Genomic DNA, 17,592 nt, shown 5'->3' on the forward strand with positions numbered 1-17,592 from the left:
GAACGGCAAAAGACGAGGCGGTGGATCCAGTCCTCGCACCTGTGAATGGTCCCGCGTGAGGCACTAGCCTTGCTGAATGGAACTCCGCCAGCTCGAACATTTCGCGATCGTCGCCGAGGAACGCCACTTCACCCGGGCCGCCGAGATCCTGCAGATCTCACAATCCGGTCTGTCGGCATCCGTTCGGGCGCTCGAAAGCGAGCTCGGGACGTCACTCTTCATCCGCAGCACCCGCAGCGTCGAACTCTCGGTCGCCGGACAGGCCTTCCTGGTCGAGGCGTTGCGCACGCTCGCGAGCGCCACCGCGGCCCAGAACGCCGTTGCGGCCGTGCGCGGCCTCATGCTGGGGAGCCTGACCGTCGGCGCCGAGCCGTGCCTGGGCTCGGTGGACCTTCCGGGAGAGCTCGCCCGCTTCCGCATGACGCATCCAGGGGTCGACGTACGTCTCAGGCACGCCGGATCGCTCGAGCTCATCGAGGGCGTCGCGAACGGCCGCACGGACGTCGCCCTTGTCGTCTCGGTCGGCGACCAGACTCCCGGCGTCCGACTCAGTCCGCTCAGCACGCAGCGGCTCATCGTGCTCTGCCATCCCGATCACGCGTTCGCGGCCAGGGGCTCCGTCGACCTCGCATCCCTGCATGCCGAGTCACTCGTCGGGTTCCCCGCAGGCTGGGGCGCACACGTCCTCGCCCGCCGCGGTTTCGCCGCTGCCGGGTTCGATTACCGGGCCGCGCTCGAGGTCAACGACGTGCATCCGATGCTCGACCTCGTCGGTTACAACCTCGGTGTCGCGATCGTGCCGGAGAGTTTCGCAGCGAAGCGCCCTGACCTCCTGCGAGCCATTCAGATCGAGGATCCGATGCCGCCGTGGACGGCCGCGGTCGCCGTGGCGGACGAGCCCAGCCCGGCCGCCACGGCGTTCCTCACCCAGCTCGCGGGGATCAGCCCAGCTCGCGGGGATCAGCCCAGCAGCGCCAGTTCCTCAGGCGTGAGCGTGATGCCGGCAGCGTGAACCGAATCCCGGATGCTCTCCGGCCGCGAGGCGCCGGGGATCGGGATGACCACAGGGGACTTCGCGAGGTGCCAGGCCAGGCAGACGACCTGCGGGCTGACCCCGCGGTCTGCTGCTACCTGCTGGAACGGCGCGAAGCGTTCGCCGAGCCGGGACGCAGAGGAGATCCCACCGAGCGGGCTCCAGGGGATGAAGGCGATTCCGAGTTCGGTGCAGAGCTCGAGCTCTGGTTCGCTGCTGCGGAACGCAGGAGAGAACTGGTTCTGCACGCTCGCGAGGCGCCCGCCGAGCAGTTCGCGGGCGAGCCGGATCTGATCGACGTTCGCATTGGAGATGCCGGCGAGGCGGATCGTGCCGGCGTCGAGGAGCTCGACGAGCGCCCCGATGGAATCGGCGTACGGCACCGCCGGGTCCGGCCGGTGGAACTGATAGAGGCCGATCGCGTCGCCGCCGAGCCGCGCGAGTGAGGCCTCCGCGGCCTTCTTGAGGCATTCAGGGCGGCCGTCGACATACCAGGTGCCGTCACCGGGGCGCAGGTGCCCGCCCTTCGTCGCGACGAGCACGTCGCTGGTGTCCCCGCCCCACGACGCGATCGCTCCTGCGATGAGGGTTTCGTTGTGGCCGACCTCGTCGGCGTGCAGGTGGTACGCGTCCGCGGTGTCGAACAGGGTCACGCCCTCGTCGAGGGCCGCGTGGATCGTCGCGACGGACCTGGCCGCATCCGGTCGTCCTTCAATCGACATCGGCATTCCGCCGAGTCCGATCGCGCTCACGGTTCGGTCGGCGATCATTCGGGTTTGCATCATTCGGGTCGGCATGGCTTCCTTCGTTGAGCGGTTGACGGGGCTGGCGGTTCTGCAGTGTTCGTTGCGGGATTCGTTGCGGGATCTGTTGCGGGATCTGTTGCGGGATCTGTTGCGGGATCTGTTGCGGGGTTGGTCACCAGGCATAGTCCTCAGGGGCCGGCTTGTGCCCGGGGAAGATCTCATCGAGACGGGCCAGAGCTGCGGCATCGAGGGTGACGTCGAGCGCCCGGAGACCGTCGTCGAGCTGGGCCTGGGTGCGCGGCCCGATGATCGGCGCCGTCACTCCCGGCTGGTGCAGGAGCCAGGCCAGGGCCACGTCTCCCGGCTCGTGCCCCAGGTCTGCGGCGAAGTCCTCGAAGGCCTGGATGGCCGGTCGGTGCGCGGCAAGCGTCTCGGCAGAGCGCCCTTCGAGGCGCCGTCTGCCGTCGCGCTCCTTGCCGAGCACTCCCCCGAGGAGGCCGCCCTGCAGCGGGGACCAGGCGATCACACCGAGCCCGTTCGCTCGCGCCGCCGGGAGCACTTCGAGCTCGAGGTCCCGGGTGAGGAGGTTGTAGATCGACTGCTCACTCACCAGGCCGGTGAAGTTGCGACGTCGCGCTTCCGCCTGGGCCGTGGCGATGTGCCAGCCGGCGAAGTTGCTGCTGCCCGCGTAGAGGATCTTTCCCTGGGCGACGGCCGTCTCCATGGCCTGCCAGATCTCGTCCCAGGGCGTCTCCCTGTCGATGTGGTGGAACTGGTAGATGTCGATGTAATCCGTCTGCAGTCGCCGGAGGCTCGCGTCGAGGGCCCGGCGGATGTTGAGGGCCGAGAGCGTGCCGTTGTTCGGCCAGTCCGAGGTCGTCCCGTAGAGCTTGGTGGCGAGCACGGTCCGCTCCCGGCGATCGCCGCCGCGCGCGAACCACCGGCCGACGAGGGACTCGGTGGCCCCGGGCCCGAGGTCGCCGCCATAGACGTTCGCCGTGTCGAAGTAGTTGATTCCCGAGGCGAGCGCCGAGTCCATGATGGAGTGCGCCTCCGGTTCCGGCGTGAGCGGCCCGAAGTTCATGGTGCCGAGGCACAGTCGGGAGACGGAAAGACCAGAGCGACCGAGGTGTGTGTATTCCATGACTTCAGCCTCCTCCAGGACCACTGATCTGTCCAACAGCCGTCATCGCTGTGATTGACCAGTTGGGGTTCTCAATCGCTTACCCGGAAAGCTGGGTACAGTTTCGAGCATGAAACTCACCGATATCGACCCGCCCGGTCGCAGTTTTTCGCGCTGGCTCACCGAGGAGGAGATCGGACGCGTGCTCGCGAGCGATCGCGGCTGGCGACTCGCCGAGGACGGCAGTGTCGTGGCCGGAAAACTCCGGAAGGCCCGGATCGCCGACTCCCTCGGGGACCTCGGTCGCGCCGCCATCGCCAACCGGTGGACCGCGCGGGCCGCGGCCCCCGGAAGCGACGGCAGCGGCCCGACGCACATCATGTGGGGTGTGTTCAATGCCCGCTCCGACACGGAGATCGCCGCGGAGATCGCCGCCGGGATCGCCGCCAGGGGCTGAACCAGCCTGGCGGCGACTCCGCAGCGACTCCTTACGCGGCCAGGGGCAGCGGCTGCGCCGGCGCGGATGCCGCGGCCGCGACGACGAGTGCGCCGTCAGCAACCGAGACGTCGACTCCGGTACTCGCCAGCAGGTCAGAGCCGACGAGGAGGTCGGCGATCTTGTCGTCGAGTTCCCGCTGGATCACGCGGCGGAGCGGCCGGGCACCGTACTCGGGTTCGTAGCCCCGCGTGGCGATCCAGTCGATCGCGTCCTCGCTCACGGTCAGGGCGAAGCCCTGGGCGGCGAGCCGGGTGCGCGTCCCGGCGAGCAGCATCCGCACGATGTCGTGCAGTTCCGGCGCGTCGAGCTTGCGGAACAGCACGATCTCGTCGAGCCGGTTCAGGAACTCCGGACGCATCGCCTCGCGGAGCTTGCCCATCACCCGGTCGCGGAGCGCCTTCTCCGAGCCGAAGCCGTTGTCGGCCCCGCCATCGATCTGGGCGGTGAAGCCGAGGGCGCCGCTCCGGCTGGCGAGGAATTCGGAGCCGAGGTTGGAGGTCATGATGATGACCGTGTTCCGGAAGTCGACGGTGCGACCCTGGCCGTCGGTCAGGCGGCCGTCGTCGAGCACCTGCAACAGCAGGTTGAACACGTCGGGGTGGGCCTTCTCGATCTCGTCGAGCAGGATCACCGAGTACGGGTTCCTGCGCACGCGCTCGGTCAACTGCCCGGCCTCGTCGTAGCCGACGTAGCCGGGAGGGGACCCGACGAGCCGGCTCACGGTGTGCCGTTCGCCGAACTCGCTCATGTCGAAGCGCACCATCGCGTGCTCGTCGCCGAACAACGATTCAGCGAGGGCCTTGGCGAGCTCTGTCTTACCGACGCCCGTCGGCCCGAGGAACAGGAAGCTGCCGACGGGTCGGCCGGCATCGTTCATGCCCGTGCGATTGCGGCGCACCGCCTTGGCGATGAGCGTGACGGCGTCGTCCTGTCCGACGACGCGTTCGTGCAGCTCGGCCTCGAGCAGGCCGAGGCGGGAACGGTCGTCCGCGGTGAGCCGGGCGACGGGTATGCCCGTCGCGCGGGCAATGACGCCGGCGATCTCGGCCTCGCCGACGACGGCCTCTGCTGCAACGGCCTGGGCGGGGTCTTCCTGGAGCTGCAGCTGTGCCTGGACCGTCTCGATCTCGTCCCGGAGCCGGGAGGCCTCCTCGTATTGTTCGGTGAGGACGGCGGCGCTCTTCGCCTCCTCGAGTGTCACCACGCGCGCACGCAGGGCCTCGAGGGCCTCACGGTCGGGCAGGGAGCCGAGGGTCAGGCGCAGCCGGGCACCGGCCTGGTCGATCAGGTCGATGGCCTTGTCGGGCAGGAACCGGTCGGACACGTAGCGTGCGGAAAGCTCGACGGCGGCACGCAGCGCCTCGTCGGTGTAGCGCACGCCGTGGTGCTCTTCGTAGCGGCCGCGCAGCCCCGCAAGGATGCTCACCGCGTCGTCGATGCTCGGCTCGCCGACCCGCACTGTCTGGAAACGGCGTTCGAGGGCCGGGTCCTTCTCGACCTTGCGGTACTCCTTGAGCGTCGTCGCGCCGATCACGTGCAACTCACCGCGCGCCAGCCGCGGCTTGAGGATGTTTCCGGCGTCCATGCCGCCGTCGCCGGATCCGCCGGCGCCGACGACCGTGTGCAGCTCGTCGATGAAGATCACGAGCTCGCCGCTGTGCGCGGTGATCTCGTCCATGGTCTTACCGAGGCGTTCCTCGAAGTCGCCGCGGTACCGGGTCCCGGCGACCATCGCCGCGAGGTCGAGTGCCACGACGCGCTTGCCGCGCAGTTGCTCCGGCACGGTTCCCGCCACGATGGCCTGCGCGAGCCCTTCGACGACGGCGGTCTTGCCGACGCCGGCCTCGCCGATCAGAACCGGGTTGTTCTTGGTGCGCCGGGAGAGGATCTCGATCGTCTGTTCGATCTCGTCCGCACGGCCGATCACCGGGTCGAGTTTCCCGTCGCGGGCCCGGGCCGTGAGGTCGGTGCCGTAGGTGTCGAGCATCGGCGTTTCCGAAGCGGATGCCGGGGCAGGGTCCTGGCCCGTCGCATCCGCCTGCGGCTCGCGTGCACCGGCCTGCAGGGATTCCTGGGTGACGCCGGCCGCGGCGAGGACCTGGCCGGCCGGGGAGTCCTCGTTCACCACGAAGGCGAAGAAGAGATGTTCGGGGTCGATGTAGGTCGACCCGAAGGCGCGCGCGATCTGGTGCGCGTCGAGGAGGGCGCGCTGGGCGGAGGGGGTGAGTCCCGGCGTCGCGTCTCCGGTCGGGGCGGAGCGCTCCGGCAGGCGCTGCTCGGCGGCCAGGGCGAGGGCCGCGGGGTCTGCGCCGGCATTCCGGATCGCCTGGGCGGCCGGTTCGCGCAGGACGAGGACCCGGAGGATGTGCAGGACGTCGACGTGGGAGTGCCCGTGCTCGACCGCGTACTGGGCGGCCTCGGCGAGCACCTCGTGGGTGCGCCGGCTGAGCAGCCGGGTGATGTCGATCGGGCGCCCTGTGGGTGCAGCACCCTGCTGGCCCTGCAGGTAGCGGGCGATGAACTCGTCGAACGAACCGTTGCCGGAATCCGCGGGACCGAAGAATGTAGGCACGAGACCTCCTGATCTTGAAACTTGAGTGCTATTGACTCAACTCAACGTCAGGCCGTGGGTTTCATTCCCGCCTCATGCTGGGAAACCCCCGGTTACGCGGTCGGCGAACGGGGTGCGAACGGGCCCAGAGGTTCAGGCCCCGAGGATGCCGCGGGCCACGACGACGACGACGGTCACGGCCGCGATGCCCAGCGCGATCAGGACCAGGCCCCGGCCGTGCACGCCGGCGGGCATGACCCGGAGCGCGCGCATCGAGTATGCGAGCCCGACGAGGACAGCGATGACTCCCCCGAACGGGAGCACGAGAGCGAGGACGAATCCGGCGAGGGTGATCCAGAATCCGAGCGAGCGCCCGGGTGTCTTCGTCCAGTCGGCACGCGGCGCGCCGAGGGCGATCAGTCGGTTGTCCTGCATGTTCGCGCGCGGATCGTCCACTGTCTGCCCCCGTTGTTTCGAGTACCAGTCTGCCACGCGGCGGGATCGTTCAGCGCGATCGTTCAGCAGGATCGTTCAGCTGGGCTCAGAGCCACCGAGGCGGGTCGGCCGGAGTCCCGGCGCTCGAGCCCACGCCGGAACCGCCACGCCCGGTCGCCCACTGGACGAGGCCAGCGAGGCTGCCGGACACGACGACGGGATGCGCGGAATGGAGGTCGCCGAACCTGCGCTCGTCGCGGGAATCAGTGACGGAGAGCACGAGGTCTCCCCCGTCACCCCGGGTCGCCCAGGCCGAGGTGATCTCGGTGAGCAGGCGATCGAGCACCTCGACCGGCACGTCGGCGAAGGAGGCGCCGGTCGCGAGGTCGATCGTGTGCACCCAGAGTTCCTGGTTGCGCATCCACACGGTCTCGGACACGGCGATCTCCCGGCCGCTCGGGGTCCGGACCGGGTGGCTCCACGTCTCAGGGGTGAGCCGGCGCCACGCGGCGTCGAGCTGGATGGTCGCGACGTCGAAGAGGGTCCGCAGGGCGTCGCGGTCGAGCTCGGCCCCGGCGGCGATGTCGCTGTCGCGAGCCGCGTTCGAGACGTACATCGGCGTTTCGACGTCGGTGCGCGCCCAGGTCACGAGTCGTACGATGCCCCTCGCGTTATATGCGACATGGGCGATCACGTGACGGCGGCTCCAGCCGGGCAACAGCGAGTCGCCGTCGAGGTCGACGTTCGACAACCCGTTGAGCTCGTGCGCGAAGAACGCGGTCGCGCGACGAGCGAGCAGGAGTTGCGCGAGCAGCTCGGGATCAGCGGGGAGAGCGGTAGGTGCGGGCATTCCCCCATTCTCGCAGGGAACCGGTCAGATCGAGGGCTGGAATCCGCCCGTCGGACTGAAGGACGCGTCGATCGTGAACGGGTCGCGCACGGAATTCGAGCGATCGGATGCCGCGATGAGAGCCGCGAGTTCCCCGGCCGCCCTGTCGATGCGGTCGGGCAGCGTCTTGACCGTGTCCGCGCCGCTTCCCCAGTCCTCCGATGCGGCGAACACCGCGGTGGTGGCGACGACCGCGTGCAGGTAGGTGAACATCGGGCGGATGGCGTAGTCAAGGGCCAGGGAATGGCGTGCGGTGCCCGCCGTCGCCGCGATGACCGTCGGCATGTCGGTCAGCGACCGGTTGTCGATGACGTCGAAGAACGACTTGAAGAGGCCGCTCGCGCTGGTCGTGAAGATCGGGGTGACGGCGATGAGCCCGTCCGCGCCGGTCACGGCTTCGATCACCGCATCGAGCTTCGGGCTCGGGAACCCGGTGAGCATGTTGTTCATCACGTCGAGGGCGACGTCGCGCAGTTCGAAGATCCTGACCTCGGCGGGGATGCCTTTCTCGGCCAGGCGGGAGGAGGTCGCCTCCGCAAGACGGTCGGCGAGCATCCTCGTCGAGGACGGCTGGCTGAGTCCTGCGGTGACGACGGCGATGGTACGGGTGCGTTCCGTCATGGCTAGGCCACCTCGACCGGAGCGCCGACGGATGCGCCGACGGGAGCCGCGGCCGCCGCAGCGACGAGCGACGCGTGGGTGGGGGCATCCGGAACCGTTGCCGGACGGTTCTTCGCGAACTCGCGGCGCAGCACGGGCACAACCTCTTCACCGAGCAGATCGAGCTGTTCGAGAACGGTCTTGAGCGGCAGTCCGGCGTGGTCCATCAGGAACAGCTGGCGCTGGTAGTCGCCCACGTAGTCCCGGAAGCCGAGAGTGCGGTCGATGACTTCCTGCGGGCTGCCGACGGTGAGCGGCGTCTGCGAGGTGAATTCCTCGAGGCTCGGGCCGTGGCCGTAGACGGGCGCGTTGTCGAAGTACGGGCGGAACTCCTTCACGGCGTCCTGCGAGTTCTTGCGCATGAAGACCTGGCCGCCGAGTCCGACGATCGCCTGCTCGGCGGTGCCGTGGCCGTAGTGCTCGAAGCGCTGGCGATAGAACCCGACCATTTTCGCGGTGTGCGAGGCCGGCCAGAAGATGTGGTTGGCGAAGAAGCCGTCGCCGTAGAATGCGGCCTGCTCGGCGATCTCCGGGGTGCGGATGCTGCCGTGCCAGACGAACGGCGCGACGCCGTCCAGGGGGCGGGGCGTCGACTGGAAGCCCTGCAGCGGGGTGCGGAACTGGCCCTCCCAGTCCACGAATTCCTCGGTCCAGAGCCGGCGCAGGAGCGCGTAGTTCTCGAGCGCGAGGGGAATGCCCTGGCGGATGTCCTGGCCGAACCACGGGTAGACCGGGCCGGTGTTGCCGCGGCCGAGGGTCAGGTCCACCCGGCCGTCGGCGACGTGCTGGAGCATCGCGAAGTCTTCGGCGATCTTGACCGGGTCACTCGTCGTGATCAGGGTCGTCGCCGTGGAGAGGATGATGCGCTCGGTCTTGGCCGCGATGTAGCCGAGCATCGTGGTCGGGCTCGAGGGCACGAAGGGCGGATTGTGGTGCTCACCGGTTGCAAACACGTCGAGTCCGACTTCTTCGACCTTCTGGGCGATCGTCAGGATCGCCTTGATGCGCTCCTGCTCGGTCGGGGTACGGCCGGTGGTCGGGTCGGTTGTCAGGTCCCCGACCGAAAAGATTCCGAACTGCATGGTCAGCCTCTCTGAGTGTTCACTGCATTTTCTCGGGCAGTATTTTCAATGCATTTGCATGGATATCGTACCCAACCTCGATCGGGGGTTTCCTATTCCCGCACGACAGAGACCTCGCCTGAGACACGGTGATACTCAGAAATATCTCATGGATCGCCGATATCCGGCCGTTGACATCTCGGAGTGAATCACATAACGTTCCTCCAAAGCTCCTCCGCCCGATGAAGTGCTTCAGGATCCCCGTCGGCCGTTCGGTAACCCGCCGTACTGCCGCACCCGAGAAACCGCTTCATCACGGAAGGACCACTGATGCGGGAACGACTCCAGGCTTCGCCTCACGTCGGTTCGCGACATCATCCGCTGCGCCGCCCATCGGCCCACACCACGCGCTGAGAGCGCTCACCAGGAACGCCCGGCACCACTGCCGGTTGTCCCCGGTTCGCTCGCCGCCGCAGCAGCTCCCCCACACTCACCCCAGAGAAAGAATTGGGTATCCCCATGAACCACGAATCCTCCGACCTGCCGCAGAAGTCCGAACACGCGGAGAACTACGAGCACACCGAGCACACCGAGCACACCGAGCGCACCGAGCGCACCGAGCGCACCGAGAACGTCGCGTACACCGAGAGCCTGAAGCACGCCGACGAACCCGAGCACGGCCAGACCCTGGCACCGTCGGAGGTGGGCAGCATGTTCTCCGAGTACCGGCGTCGCCAGCTGAACATCTTCCGCGAACGCGAATCGACCCTCGAGCTCGACGACACCGCGATCTAGCACACAGCGATCTGGCGGGGCTCAGCAGGCCCGGTCACCGGGCTCCGTGCACCAGGTCCAGGACGGCACGCAACTCGCTGGCCTCGATCTGGCCCGGGGCGCTCGAGGCTCCGACGGAACCGAAGGTGACACAGGAACCGAAGGTCTCCCCGGCCAGCCTCGACACCACGCCGAGTCCCCCCATGGACATCGCGATCACCGGGCGCCGGGCCTGCTCGGCGACGAACTCGGCGGTCGCGTCCATCAGGGTGAGGACATCGCGCGGGCTCGACGGCATCACCGCGAGCTTGAGCACATCCGCCCCGAGTGCCTGCTGCTCCGCGAAGCGTGCGAGAATCTCGGCCCGCGGCGGCGTGGACTCGAAGTCGTGCGAGGACATCACGACGAGGACGCCCGTCTCGTGGGCCGCGCTCACGATGCGGAGCAGGCACGACCGCTCGGTGAAGAGTTCGACGTCGACCGCATCGACCCCGGCGGCGATCGCCAGCCCGAGCAGGTCGGCGTAGGCCTCCGGGAGGATGTCCCGCTGCCCGCCTTCCCGTTTCGTGCGGAAGGTGAAGATCACCGGGACGCCCTCCGGAAGGGCAGCACGCACGACGGCGATCGCTTCCCGGACGGCCGCTGGGATATCCGATTCGGAGAAGAAGTCGATCCGGAGTTCGACGAGGTCATAGTCCCCGGCGATGAGTCCGGAGGCGGCCGCCGCGAGTTCGGCGATCGTCGCCCCGACCAACGGAACGCAGATCTGCGGCCTGCCCTCGCCGAGCACGATCGAGCGCATCCGCACAGAGGACCGTGCCGTCGCGCCGGTCATGAGGCCTCTCCCCCTGCCGGGGAGTGCGCGGGCGCAAGGCCGACGGCCGACCGCATGGCAGCGCGGATGCCCGCCTCACCGTGCAGGGGTTCGTCCTGTTTCCCGCCGGTGAAGATGCGCACCTGGCTGATCGCCTGCTCGACGAGCATGTCGAGCCCGCTGAAGACGACGCCGCCTGCGGAACCCCAACCCTCGGCGATCGGGCTCGGCCACGGGTCGTACGCCACGTCGAAGAGGATGGAACCGGCGTCAAGGGGCCGGAGGTCGAGGCCGTCCGCAACCCCGCCCGGCAGCGTGCTGATGACGAAGGAGAGCGGGCCGGCCGCGTCCAGCTCGTCGAGCCGCCGAACCCGCACGGGGACCCCGAGCCGGTCGCCGAGGGCCGACAGGCCGGTGGCCCTGGCGGGATCCCGCAGGTAGACCGTGATCTCCCCCGCGCCGAGCGCGTGAGCCGCGTAAAGTGCCGAGGCTGCCGTCGCACCACCGCCGAGGATCGCGGCAGAGGAGGGTCGAGCAGAGTCCAGCGTCGAAACCGTACGGACGATGCCGTCGACGTCGGTGTTGAAGCCGTGCAACCGGCGCGTGCCATTGTCGGCCGTGAACAGCACGGTGTTCGCGACGCCGAGGTCGTCGACGAGCGACGAGGTCGTGTCGAGCAGCGGGACGACCTCGCGTTTGAGCGGCATGGTGAGGCTGAGCCCGAGCCAGCTGTCGTCGAGGGAGACGAGCCACGAGGCCAGCTCGCCCGAGCGGACCTCGGCCCGGGAATAGTCGAACGGGAGACCGAGCAGGGTGTACGCCGTCGTGTGCAGCAGGGGCGAGCGCGAATGACCGATGGGAGACCCCAGTACCGCGAGGCGGCGGCGGCCGGCCGGGGAAACGGGTTCAGACACGAGCCCCTCCGATTCGATTCTTCGACAGATCCAGCGATAGCGGCACGTGAGATGCGGCAGGCCGCTGCTCAATGGTAGTGTCCCGAATATGTCACTACACGCAACAAATAGTCGCCGCAATGTCGCGGCCCGTGGGTCGGTGCGCTGATGCTCAGGATCGGAATCCTCGGTGCCGCCGGCATCGCGCCGTCCGCGATCATCCGCCCCGCCCGGCGACGAACCGATGTCGTGATCGCCGCGGTCGCCTCGCGCCGGGCATCCGCTGCCGCCGCCTATGCGCAGGAACACGGCATCGACCGCTCATACGGCGACTACCGCGCACTCCTTGCGGACCCGGAGATCGACCTCGTCTATGTCGCGCTGCCGCCCTCGGAGCACGCCGAGTGGTCGATTGCAGCGCTCGAGGCCGGCAAGGACGTGCTCTGCGAAAAGCCCTTCGCGATGAACGCCGCCCAGGCCGGGCTGATGCGCCAGGCGGCCGCCGAGACGGGGCAGCGTCTCATCGAGGCGTTCCACGACCGCTACCACCCGCTCAGCCTCGAGCTCGACGCCATTGTCGCGTCCGGCCGGCTCGGCGACGTCGTGTCCCTGCGCGGCGAATTCTCCGGCAGCAACCCCTTCGACCCGACGTCGATCCGGCACATCCCGGCCCTCGGCGGTGGTTCGTTGATGGACCTCGGGTGTTACCCGCTGCACTGGGTGCGGGCCCTCACCGGCGAGGAACCCCTCGTCACGAGCGCCGTATCCACCCTGAACCCGCTGGGGGCCGACATGAGCATGGATGCCGCACTGGTGTTCCCCTCCGGCGTCACCGCCCGGGTCTCCTCGAGCATGATCGCGGGCACTCCCCTCGACACCTCGTTCGACATCGTCGGGACAGAGGGCACCGTGCACGTGGACAACATGGTTTTCCCGTCCCGCGGCCACAGCATCCGCGAAGTCAGCCGGGGAATCGAACGCTGGCTCACCGTTCGCGGCAACGAGACCTACGATCACCAGCTCGATGCGGTCGTGCGCGGCCTTGCGAGCGGCGAGCCGCTCCTCACCGAGGGGGACGATTCCGTCGGCAACATGGCGGCCATCGATGCCATCTACGCCGCGGCGGGGATCGAACGCGCCGTCGGGTAGCGGTGCGGCGGGCTCTCGCGGACACAGGACGCGGGGGAAGCGGGTTACCGGAACGCCGCTGCGAGCGCGTGCAGGTCGACCTTCGGGTCCAGTAACCCGTGATAGATCGGCGGGATGGGCTTCTCGACGTCGAAGAGCGTGTAGACAGCATGCATGGCGCCGTGCACGGAGTACTCGACCGTGAAGACGACGTCCTCGGGTAGTGGGGTGAACTGGCCGAGGAAGGCGAAGTTCTCCGCGCCGTCCGGGAGCACCTTCGGCCGGTCCTCCGGCACGCGCCGGCTGAAGAGGGCTGACGCATACGGCATCATGACCGTTGTCACGTCGGTCGACGCGAGCACCTCGTCGAGGATGTCCTCGAAGCCGAGCTGGTGCACGAGCTCCGTCAGAATCTCTTCGCCCGTCGCCTCGGACATCTTCTTGTCAGTGATCGAACCGATTGTGATGAAGGTGTTGTCGTCGAGGTCGAGAGCGGATGTCCCCTCGGCGTTCTCGAGGTGAAGCCGGGTCGCCCGGCGTGGTTCCAGAGCCGCGGCGAAGTCGACGTCGGCACGACCATCGAATCGTATTGGTTGTACGTGGTCCGGCTGACGCCGGACAGGAGGTGGATCCGGTCGAATTCCTGGATGAAGCGCTTGAAGTACCGACGCATTTCGGCAGCGGAGTGCCAGTTCTGGAAGGCGAACGTCGTGCGCCACATCTGCCAGAAGTTGGTCGCGAAGAAGTGCTCGCCGAAAAGCTCATCGATTCTCGGCGGCGTGCGCCATGGTGCACTCCTCACAGTCGGGGCGACACCCCCGTAGTGGGGAGTATGCCGTAAAACTGAGCGTACTCCGTTATTCGGCGATCACGGCGTTGCGAACGGAGTGCGGATCGCGTCGAGGGTTGTCCCGAGTCCGCGCGCGGCGGCAGCACCCGCGATTTCCCGGCGCCGACGGGTGAACGGGTCAAGTCGGGCGAGCCGCCCCGGATCGGTGAGGTCTCCGACGCAGGCGAGCTTCACGGCGAGGGCGATCGGGTCGGCGAGCAGGAACCGGAACGAGATGTCGTCCGTTTCCTCGAAGCCGTGCCCAAGCGCAGTGACGGCCATCAGCAGCCGGTTGGGTACGAAGCCGCGCAGTCCGGCCAGGCCGGGGCCGGACGACGCGCAGGTGTCGTGCAGCAGGGCGACGACTTTCTCATCCTCGCGGGCCAGTGCGGCCATCACACGAAGCGGATGCTCGATGGCCGCCTCCCCTGCCTCGTCGCGTTTCCCCGCGCAGGCCGTCCTGGCGAAGCGGAGAGCATCAGCAAGGAGCAGCGACGAATGACTGTCGTCTCCCTGCCGCTGCCCGCGCTGTGAAAAGTGGGTGAGGCTGAGTGTGTTCATGGCGCTGTCCTTGCTGAGCTCGCGAACCGAGGGATTCGCGCGCACGTCGCTGTGCGTCCTTTCACGCTACGGGCTGTCAGTTCCGGCAAAAGGGGGTTGACAGTGCCACCCGGATCTGTATGGGCGGCCGGGTATTCGCGGATGGGGCCTAACGGCGCGGCGTCCAGCCGAGGGCGGGGGCGATGCGTTCGGCCACGGCCGTGAGAATGCGGTGCAACCCCGCCGGCGGATGGTCGAAGGGAAGGGCGATCACGAGCTCGTCGGACCCACGGAAGGCGACGTCGGCGAGGAGGGCCTCGATGATGTCGTCCGGATCGCCGGAAGGCACCTTGCCGAACTGGAACGGCAGGGCGGCTCCGGGAGTGCCGTGGGCGCGCTGCCGCTCCTCGTCGCGCTCGATCAGCCAGGCGAATTCGTCAGCGTCGTCCCTGCCGAGGATCGGCAGCACCTGACGTCCGACGAGTGCGTAGGACGGCCGCTCGGTGACAGCGGCGTGGGCGGCACGGTACGCGGTGATCGACTCGAGCTGGGCTTCCTCGAAGGAAAGCTCGCTCGGTTCCGTGTTGAGGGTCGAGAGCTGCAGGCGGAGGCCCTGCTGGCCGGTGCGCACTGCGCTCGGGGTCGCGCCCGCGCCGTAATAGAGGCGGTCTGAGAGGGTCGGGCTCAGCGGCTGGGCAGTGAGTGGCGTGCCGGCAGGGAAGGCGGGAAAGCTCGCGTCGGCGATGGCGAGGGTGTCGCCGCGGAGTGCCGAACGGAAGGAGGCGAGCCGGGCATCCGCCTCTTCTCTGAGCGAGCCGGTGATGGCGCCGTAGACGGGGCCGAAGATGCCTTCTGACTGGGCGTAGCCGGAGCTCAAGCCGACCTCGAGGCGTCCACCGGTGAGGAGGTCGGCGGTGGCCGCCTCCTCGGCGAGTCGCACCGGGTTCTCGAACCGCAACGGGGTCACGGAGGTGCCGAGCCTGATGCCCTCGGTGTGCTGGGCGACGACCGAGAGGAAGGTGAGCGGCGAGGAGATGTACTTCTCGAGGTGCCGGTGTCGCACCCAGCCGGTGTCGAAACCGAGTTCGTCGGCGTGCCGAAACAGGTCGATTCCGTCCTGCAGGCCCTGCGACGTGGCGCCGGCGACACCGCCGTGTTCGACGAACGCGAGGAAGCCGAGACGGAACGGGGACGGCGTGGGCGCTGATGCTGGAACTGAGGCTGGGGAGGTCATGTCCGGCAATCTAGCGTCCGGCAACACGGTGAGGGAATCGGGCAGGTCATGAAAGGTAAAGCGGCGTCACAGAGCCGCTTCGAGGCTCTCCCGCCTGCTGCGAATCAAGGGCAGGGCGCGTGTGACCGCGAGATCGATGCGCTCCTGCAGGTCGAGGCTCGAGACCCGGTAGTTGGTGAAGTCGGAATCCTTCGCGTAGACGCCGATCGGGAGGGTGAGCGCCTGGAAGAATCCGAACAGCGGGCGGAGCTGGTGCTCGATGATCAGGGCGTGGCGGTCGCTCCCCCCGGTGGCCGCGAGCAGCACCGGCTTGTCGACGAGGGCGTACTGGTCGACGAAGTCGAAGAGGTGCTTGAACAGTCCGGTGAACGACGCCCGGTAGACCGGGCTCGCCACGATGAGCAGGTCGGCGCCCTCGATCCGGTCGAGTTCGGCCTCGATCGTTGCGGGCAGCTGGTCGCGTCGCAACGCGCCGGCGAACTGCTCGCCGATCTCGTGCACGCCGATGAGATGCGCGTCGATAGGGAGTTCCCGGCCGACGGAGGCGAGGATTTCCTTGAGGAGGACCGTCGTCTTCGAGGGCGCGTGCAGGCTGCCGGACACGGCGACGACGCGGAGGGGCCTGGCCAGTGTCTCGGTCGGCGTCTCGGTCGGCGTCTCGGTCACGTGTGATTCGGTCATGGTTGTCCTTCAGTCGGTGCGGGTGGTGGGGGCGGTCGCGGCGGCGAGCGCCGGCAATGGCGCGGTCGGCAGTGGAGAACCGAGGTGACCGCGGAGAGTGGTGGCCTCGTACTCGTCCCTGATGAGCCCGCGACTGCGGAGTTCGGGCACGACGAGACGGGCGAAGGTCTCGAACTGTTCGTGCAGGAAGGCGTTCAGTACGTTGAAGCCGTCGACCGCACTCGCCCGGAACCAGGTTTCGAGGTGGTCGGCGATATCGGCGGGCGACCCGACCACGATCGGGGACCTGATCAGGTGGGCGACGAGGAGGTGCCGATAGGTGACCGGCCGCTTGCCGCCGATCGTGCGACCGGAGCGGCGGGTGACCACGTCGACGAGACGGGCGCCCGCCGCGGTGAAACGGCTCGCGGTGCCGGGGGTGACGGCCTCGTCGAAGCGTCTCTCGACGAGCGGAAGCCCGATGACCTGGCGCAGGTGCCGGATGTTCCGGTTGGCGGGCAGGTCGAGGTCCGCCGCTTCCGGGGTGCCGTCGTCGACGGGGAACAGGTCCACGAGCCGGTCGTAGACGGCCCAGGCATCCGCTCGCGTCTCGCCGACGATCGGAAGGACGAGGGCGACGATGGTCAGGGCGGATGCCGCACGGCCGGCCGCCTCGACCCTGGCCTTGGTGTCGTGATAGAACTCGGCGGCGTCGCCCAGGCTCGTCGGTGCGACCACGTAGATGTCGGCTTGCTCGGCCGCGAACTGCTGGGCGCGACGCGAGGTGCCGGCGTGGACGAGCGGGACATGGCCTTGGACGGGTCGTTGCACATTGAGGGGACCGGCCACCGCGAAGGCCGGTCCGACGTGCTCAAGGGGCGTGACCCTGGACCGGTCGATGATGGCGGCGCTCGCGACGTTCCTGGTGAAGGCGTTCTCGCCCCAGGTGTCCCAGAGGCCGCGGAGCACGGTGACGTATTCGTCTGCGACGTCGAAGCGGTCGAGGTGGGTGCGGGCTCCGGGCGGCCCGAAATTCGCCTCGACCTTGGCATCGGATCCGACGGTGAGGTTCAGCCCGAAGCGCCCTCCGCTGAGCCGGTCGATCGACGCAGCGGCCCTGGCCGTCGCGTATGGCTCGGAGTGGGCGGTCTCCACTGTTCCGACCAGACCGATCCGTCGCGTGATCGCCGCGAGGTAAGCCGCTGTGCTCATCGAGTCGACGCGGGAGAGCAGGTGCGGGTCCGAGAACTCGAGCTCCGGATCCGTCGCGAGCCAGTCACCGAGGAACAGGTAGTCGAAGCCGGCCTTCTCCGCGGCGAGCGCGAGGCGCTTGAGCGCGCGGGGATCGGTCGAAGGGTCGTTGTGCGCACCGGGATACCTCCAACCGGACGGGAAGGACCCCAGGGTGCGCACCATCGCACCGAGCACGAGGTGGCCGTCGCGCTCCGACCAGTCGGCGTCGAACGCCGGGGAGGTGTGATTCGTCATGGGTCGACGCTAGGCCGGGTCGATTCGGGCCGGGGTCCCGGCCGACACATCCCGTCGCGGACGGAAACATGTCGTAAAGAATGCGTGATCGCTGGCATTATCGCGCGCCAGTGCCTAGCGTCGACGGGTCGTGACGCGACGGCAGGATTCGAACCTGCGATTACCGGAATATGAAACCGGTCCCTTCGTCCTCTCGGGCACGCCGCGGTGCAATTCAGGTGGTGAGCTCGTCCTT

The 17,592-nt window shown here is 68.4% G+C and carries 20 protein-coding genes and 1 tRNA gene; 5 read left to right on the forward strand and 16 right to left on the reverse strand.

Annotated features, from left to right (window positions below; translation table 11 throughout):
* Window positions 1-76: 76 nt before the first annotated feature.
* Entirely contained in the window at window positions 77-1,012 is a 936-nt protein-coding gene (locus E3O46_RS05990; protein ID WP_134448852.1) for a LysR family transcriptional regulator, read from the forward strand.
* Here E3O46_RS05990 and E3O46_RS05995 read toward each other — a convergent pair.
* Both E3O46_RS05995 and E3O46_RS06005 read right to left on the reverse strand, forming a co-directional pair.
* Complete coding sequence (locus E3O46_RS05995) at window positions 961-1,815, reverse strand: aldo/keto reductase (protein ID WP_134561373.1); 855 nt, start codon at window positions 1,813-1,815, stop codon at window positions 961-963. The two genes, E3O46_RS05990 and E3O46_RS05995, sit on opposite strands and share 52 nt — an antisense overlap.
* A gap of 136 nt (window positions 1,816-1,951) precedes the next feature.
* Window positions 1,952-2,923 (reverse strand): aldo/keto reductase, encoded by a 972-nt coding sequence (locus E3O46_RS06005; protein WP_134561302.1) that lies wholly within the window; start codon window positions 2,921-2,923, stop codon window positions 1,952-1,954.
* 109 nt (window positions 2,924-3,032) lie between these two features.
* Between E3O46_RS06005 and E3O46_RS06010 the strand changes: the two genes are divergently transcribed.
* Window positions 3,033-3,359 carry a hypothetical protein gene (locus E3O46_RS06010; RefSeq protein WP_134448850.1) on the forward strand — a complete coding sequence of 109 codons (327 nt, stop codon included), beginning with the start codon at window positions 3,033-3,035 and terminating at the stop codon, window positions 3,357-3,359.
* Between the two features lie 31 nt (window positions 3,360-3,390).
* Here the strand turns inward: E3O46_RS06010 and E3O46_RS06015 are convergent, their stop codons facing one another.
* The 5 genes from E3O46_RS06015 to E3O46_RS06035 all read right to left on the reverse strand — a co-directional run bounded on the left by E3O46_RS06015 (window position 3,391) and on the right by E3O46_RS06035 (window position 9,018).
* Window positions 3,391-5,973 (reverse strand): ATP-dependent Clp protease ATP-binding subunit, encoded by a 2,583-nt coding sequence (locus E3O46_RS06015; RefSeq protein ID WP_134561303.1) that lies wholly within the window; start codon window positions 5,971-5,973, stop codon window positions 3,391-3,393.
* 132 nt (window positions 5,974-6,105) lie between these two features.
* Window positions 6,106-6,408 (reverse strand): hypothetical protein, encoded by a 303-nt coding sequence (locus tag E3O46_RS06020; RefSeq protein WP_134561304.1) that lies wholly within the window; start codon window positions 6,406-6,408, stop codon window positions 6,106-6,108.
* An 85-nt stretch (window positions 6,409-6,493) separates the two neighbouring features.
* Entirely contained in the window at window positions 6,494-7,237 is a 744-nt protein-coding gene (locus E3O46_RS06025) for a maleylpyruvate isomerase family mycothiol-dependent enzyme (protein ID WP_134561305.1), read from the reverse strand.
* Window positions 7,238-7,261: 24 nt separating this feature from the next.
* Window positions 7,262-7,897 (reverse strand): FMN reductase, encoded by a 636-nt coding sequence (locus tag E3O46_RS06030; RefSeq protein ID WP_134448846.1) that lies wholly within the window; start codon window positions 7,895-7,897, stop codon window positions 7,262-7,264.
* A gap of 2 nt (window positions 7,898-7,899) precedes the next feature.
* The gene (locus tag E3O46_RS06035) at window positions 7,900-9,018 is read right to left on the reverse strand and encodes an LLM class flavin-dependent oxidoreductase (RefSeq protein ID WP_134448845.1); all 1,119 of its coding nucleotides are present in this window, start codon (window positions 9,016-9,018) and stop codon (window positions 7,900-7,902) included.
* Window positions 9,019-9,516: 498 nt separating this feature from the next.
* Between E3O46_RS06035 and E3O46_RS06040 the strand changes: the two genes are divergently transcribed.
* Window positions 9,517-9,792, forward strand: a complete 276-nt coding sequence (locus tag E3O46_RS06040) for a hypothetical protein (RefSeq protein WP_134561306.1) — start codon at window positions 9,517-9,519, stop codon at window positions 9,790-9,792.
* Window positions 9,793-9,826: 34 nt separating this feature from the next.
* On the opposite strand, the gene aroD is transcribed toward E3O46_RS06040, so the two are convergent.
* Window positions 9,827-10,606 (reverse strand): type I 3-dehydroquinate dehydratase, encoded by a 780-nt coding sequence (gene aroD, locus E3O46_RS06045; RefSeq protein WP_134448843.1) that lies wholly within the window; start codon window positions 10,604-10,606, stop codon window positions 9,827-9,829.
* Complete coding sequence (locus tag E3O46_RS06050; protein WP_134448842.1) at window positions 10,603-11,499, reverse strand: shikimate dehydrogenase family protein; 897 nt, start codon at window positions 11,497-11,499, stop codon at window positions 10,603-10,605. The genes aroD and E3O46_RS06050 overlap by 4 nt, the downstream gene beginning before the upstream one ends.
* 147 nt (window positions 11,500-11,646) lie before the next feature.
* On the opposite strand from E3O46_RS06050, the gene E3O46_RS06055 reads away from it, so the two are divergent.
* The gene (locus E3O46_RS06055; protein WP_134561307.1) at window positions 11,647-12,627 is read left to right on the forward strand and encodes a Gfo/Idh/MocA family protein; all 981 of its coding nucleotides are present in this window, start codon (window positions 11,647-11,649) and stop codon (window positions 12,625-12,627) included.
* A gap of 44 nt (window positions 12,628-12,671) precedes the next feature.
* Here E3O46_RS06055 and E3O46_RS18965 read toward each other — a convergent pair whose 3' ends face one another.
* Entirely contained in the window at window positions 12,672-13,073 is a 402-nt protein-coding gene (locus tag E3O46_RS18965; protein ID WP_420897719.1) for an oleate hydratase, read from the reverse strand.
* Window positions 13,013-13,327, reverse strand: a complete 315-nt coding sequence (locus E3O46_RS18970; RefSeq protein WP_420897720.1) for an oleate hydratase — start codon at window positions 13,325-13,327, stop codon at window positions 13,013-13,015. Before E3O46_RS18970 ends, E3O46_RS18965 begins: the two co-directional genes overlap by 61 nt.
* On the opposite strand from E3O46_RS18970, the gene E3O46_RS18660 reads away from it, so the two are divergent.
* Window positions 13,254-13,430 carry a hypothetical protein gene (locus E3O46_RS18660; protein WP_241975445.1) on the forward strand — a complete coding sequence of 59 codons (177 nt, stop codon included), beginning with the start codon at window positions 13,254-13,256 and terminating at the stop codon, window positions 13,428-13,430. The two genes, E3O46_RS18970 and E3O46_RS18660, sit on opposite strands and share 74 nt — an antisense overlap.
* Window positions 13,431-13,474: 44 nt before the next feature.
* Here the strand turns inward: E3O46_RS18660 and E3O46_RS06070 are convergent, their stop codons facing one another.
* From E3O46_RS06070 to E3O46_RS06090, 5 genes are all read right to left on the reverse strand, one after another.
* Window positions 13,475-13,996 carry a phosphohydrolase gene (locus tag E3O46_RS06070; protein ID WP_134561309.1) on the reverse strand — a complete coding sequence of 174 codons (522 nt, stop codon included), beginning with the start codon at window positions 13,994-13,996 and terminating at the stop codon, window positions 13,475-13,477.
* 148 nt (window positions 13,997-14,144) lie between these two features.
* Window positions 14,145-15,209: an LLM class flavin-dependent oxidoreductase gene (locus E3O46_RS06075; RefSeq protein WP_134561310.1), complete on the reverse strand. Its 1,065-nt coding sequence runs from the start codon at window positions 15,207-15,209 to the stop codon at window positions 14,145-14,147.
* Window positions 15,210-15,275: 66 nt separating this feature from the next.
* On the reverse strand, window positions 15,276-15,890 hold the full coding sequence (gene msuE, locus E3O46_RS06080; protein WP_241987343.1) for an FMN reductase: 615 nt from the start codon (window positions 15,888-15,890) through the stop codon (window positions 15,276-15,278).
* A 9-nt stretch (window positions 15,891-15,899) separates the two neighbouring features.
* Window positions 15,900-17,357, reverse strand: a complete 1,458-nt coding sequence (locus E3O46_RS06085) for an NtaA/DmoA family FMN-dependent monooxygenase (protein ID WP_134448835.1) — start codon at window positions 17,355-17,357, stop codon at window positions 15,900-15,902.
* Between the two features lie 133 nt (window positions 17,358-17,490).
* Window positions 17,491-17,564: transfer RNA gene (locus tag E3O46_RS06090), tRNA-Met, on the reverse strand.
* Window positions 17,565-17,592: the final 28 nt, after the last annotated feature.

This window comes from Cryobacterium glucosi, assembly GCF_004402235.1.
Lineage (GTDB): Bacteria > Actinomycetota > Actinomycetes > Actinomycetales > Microbacteriaceae > Cryobacterium > Cryobacterium glucosi.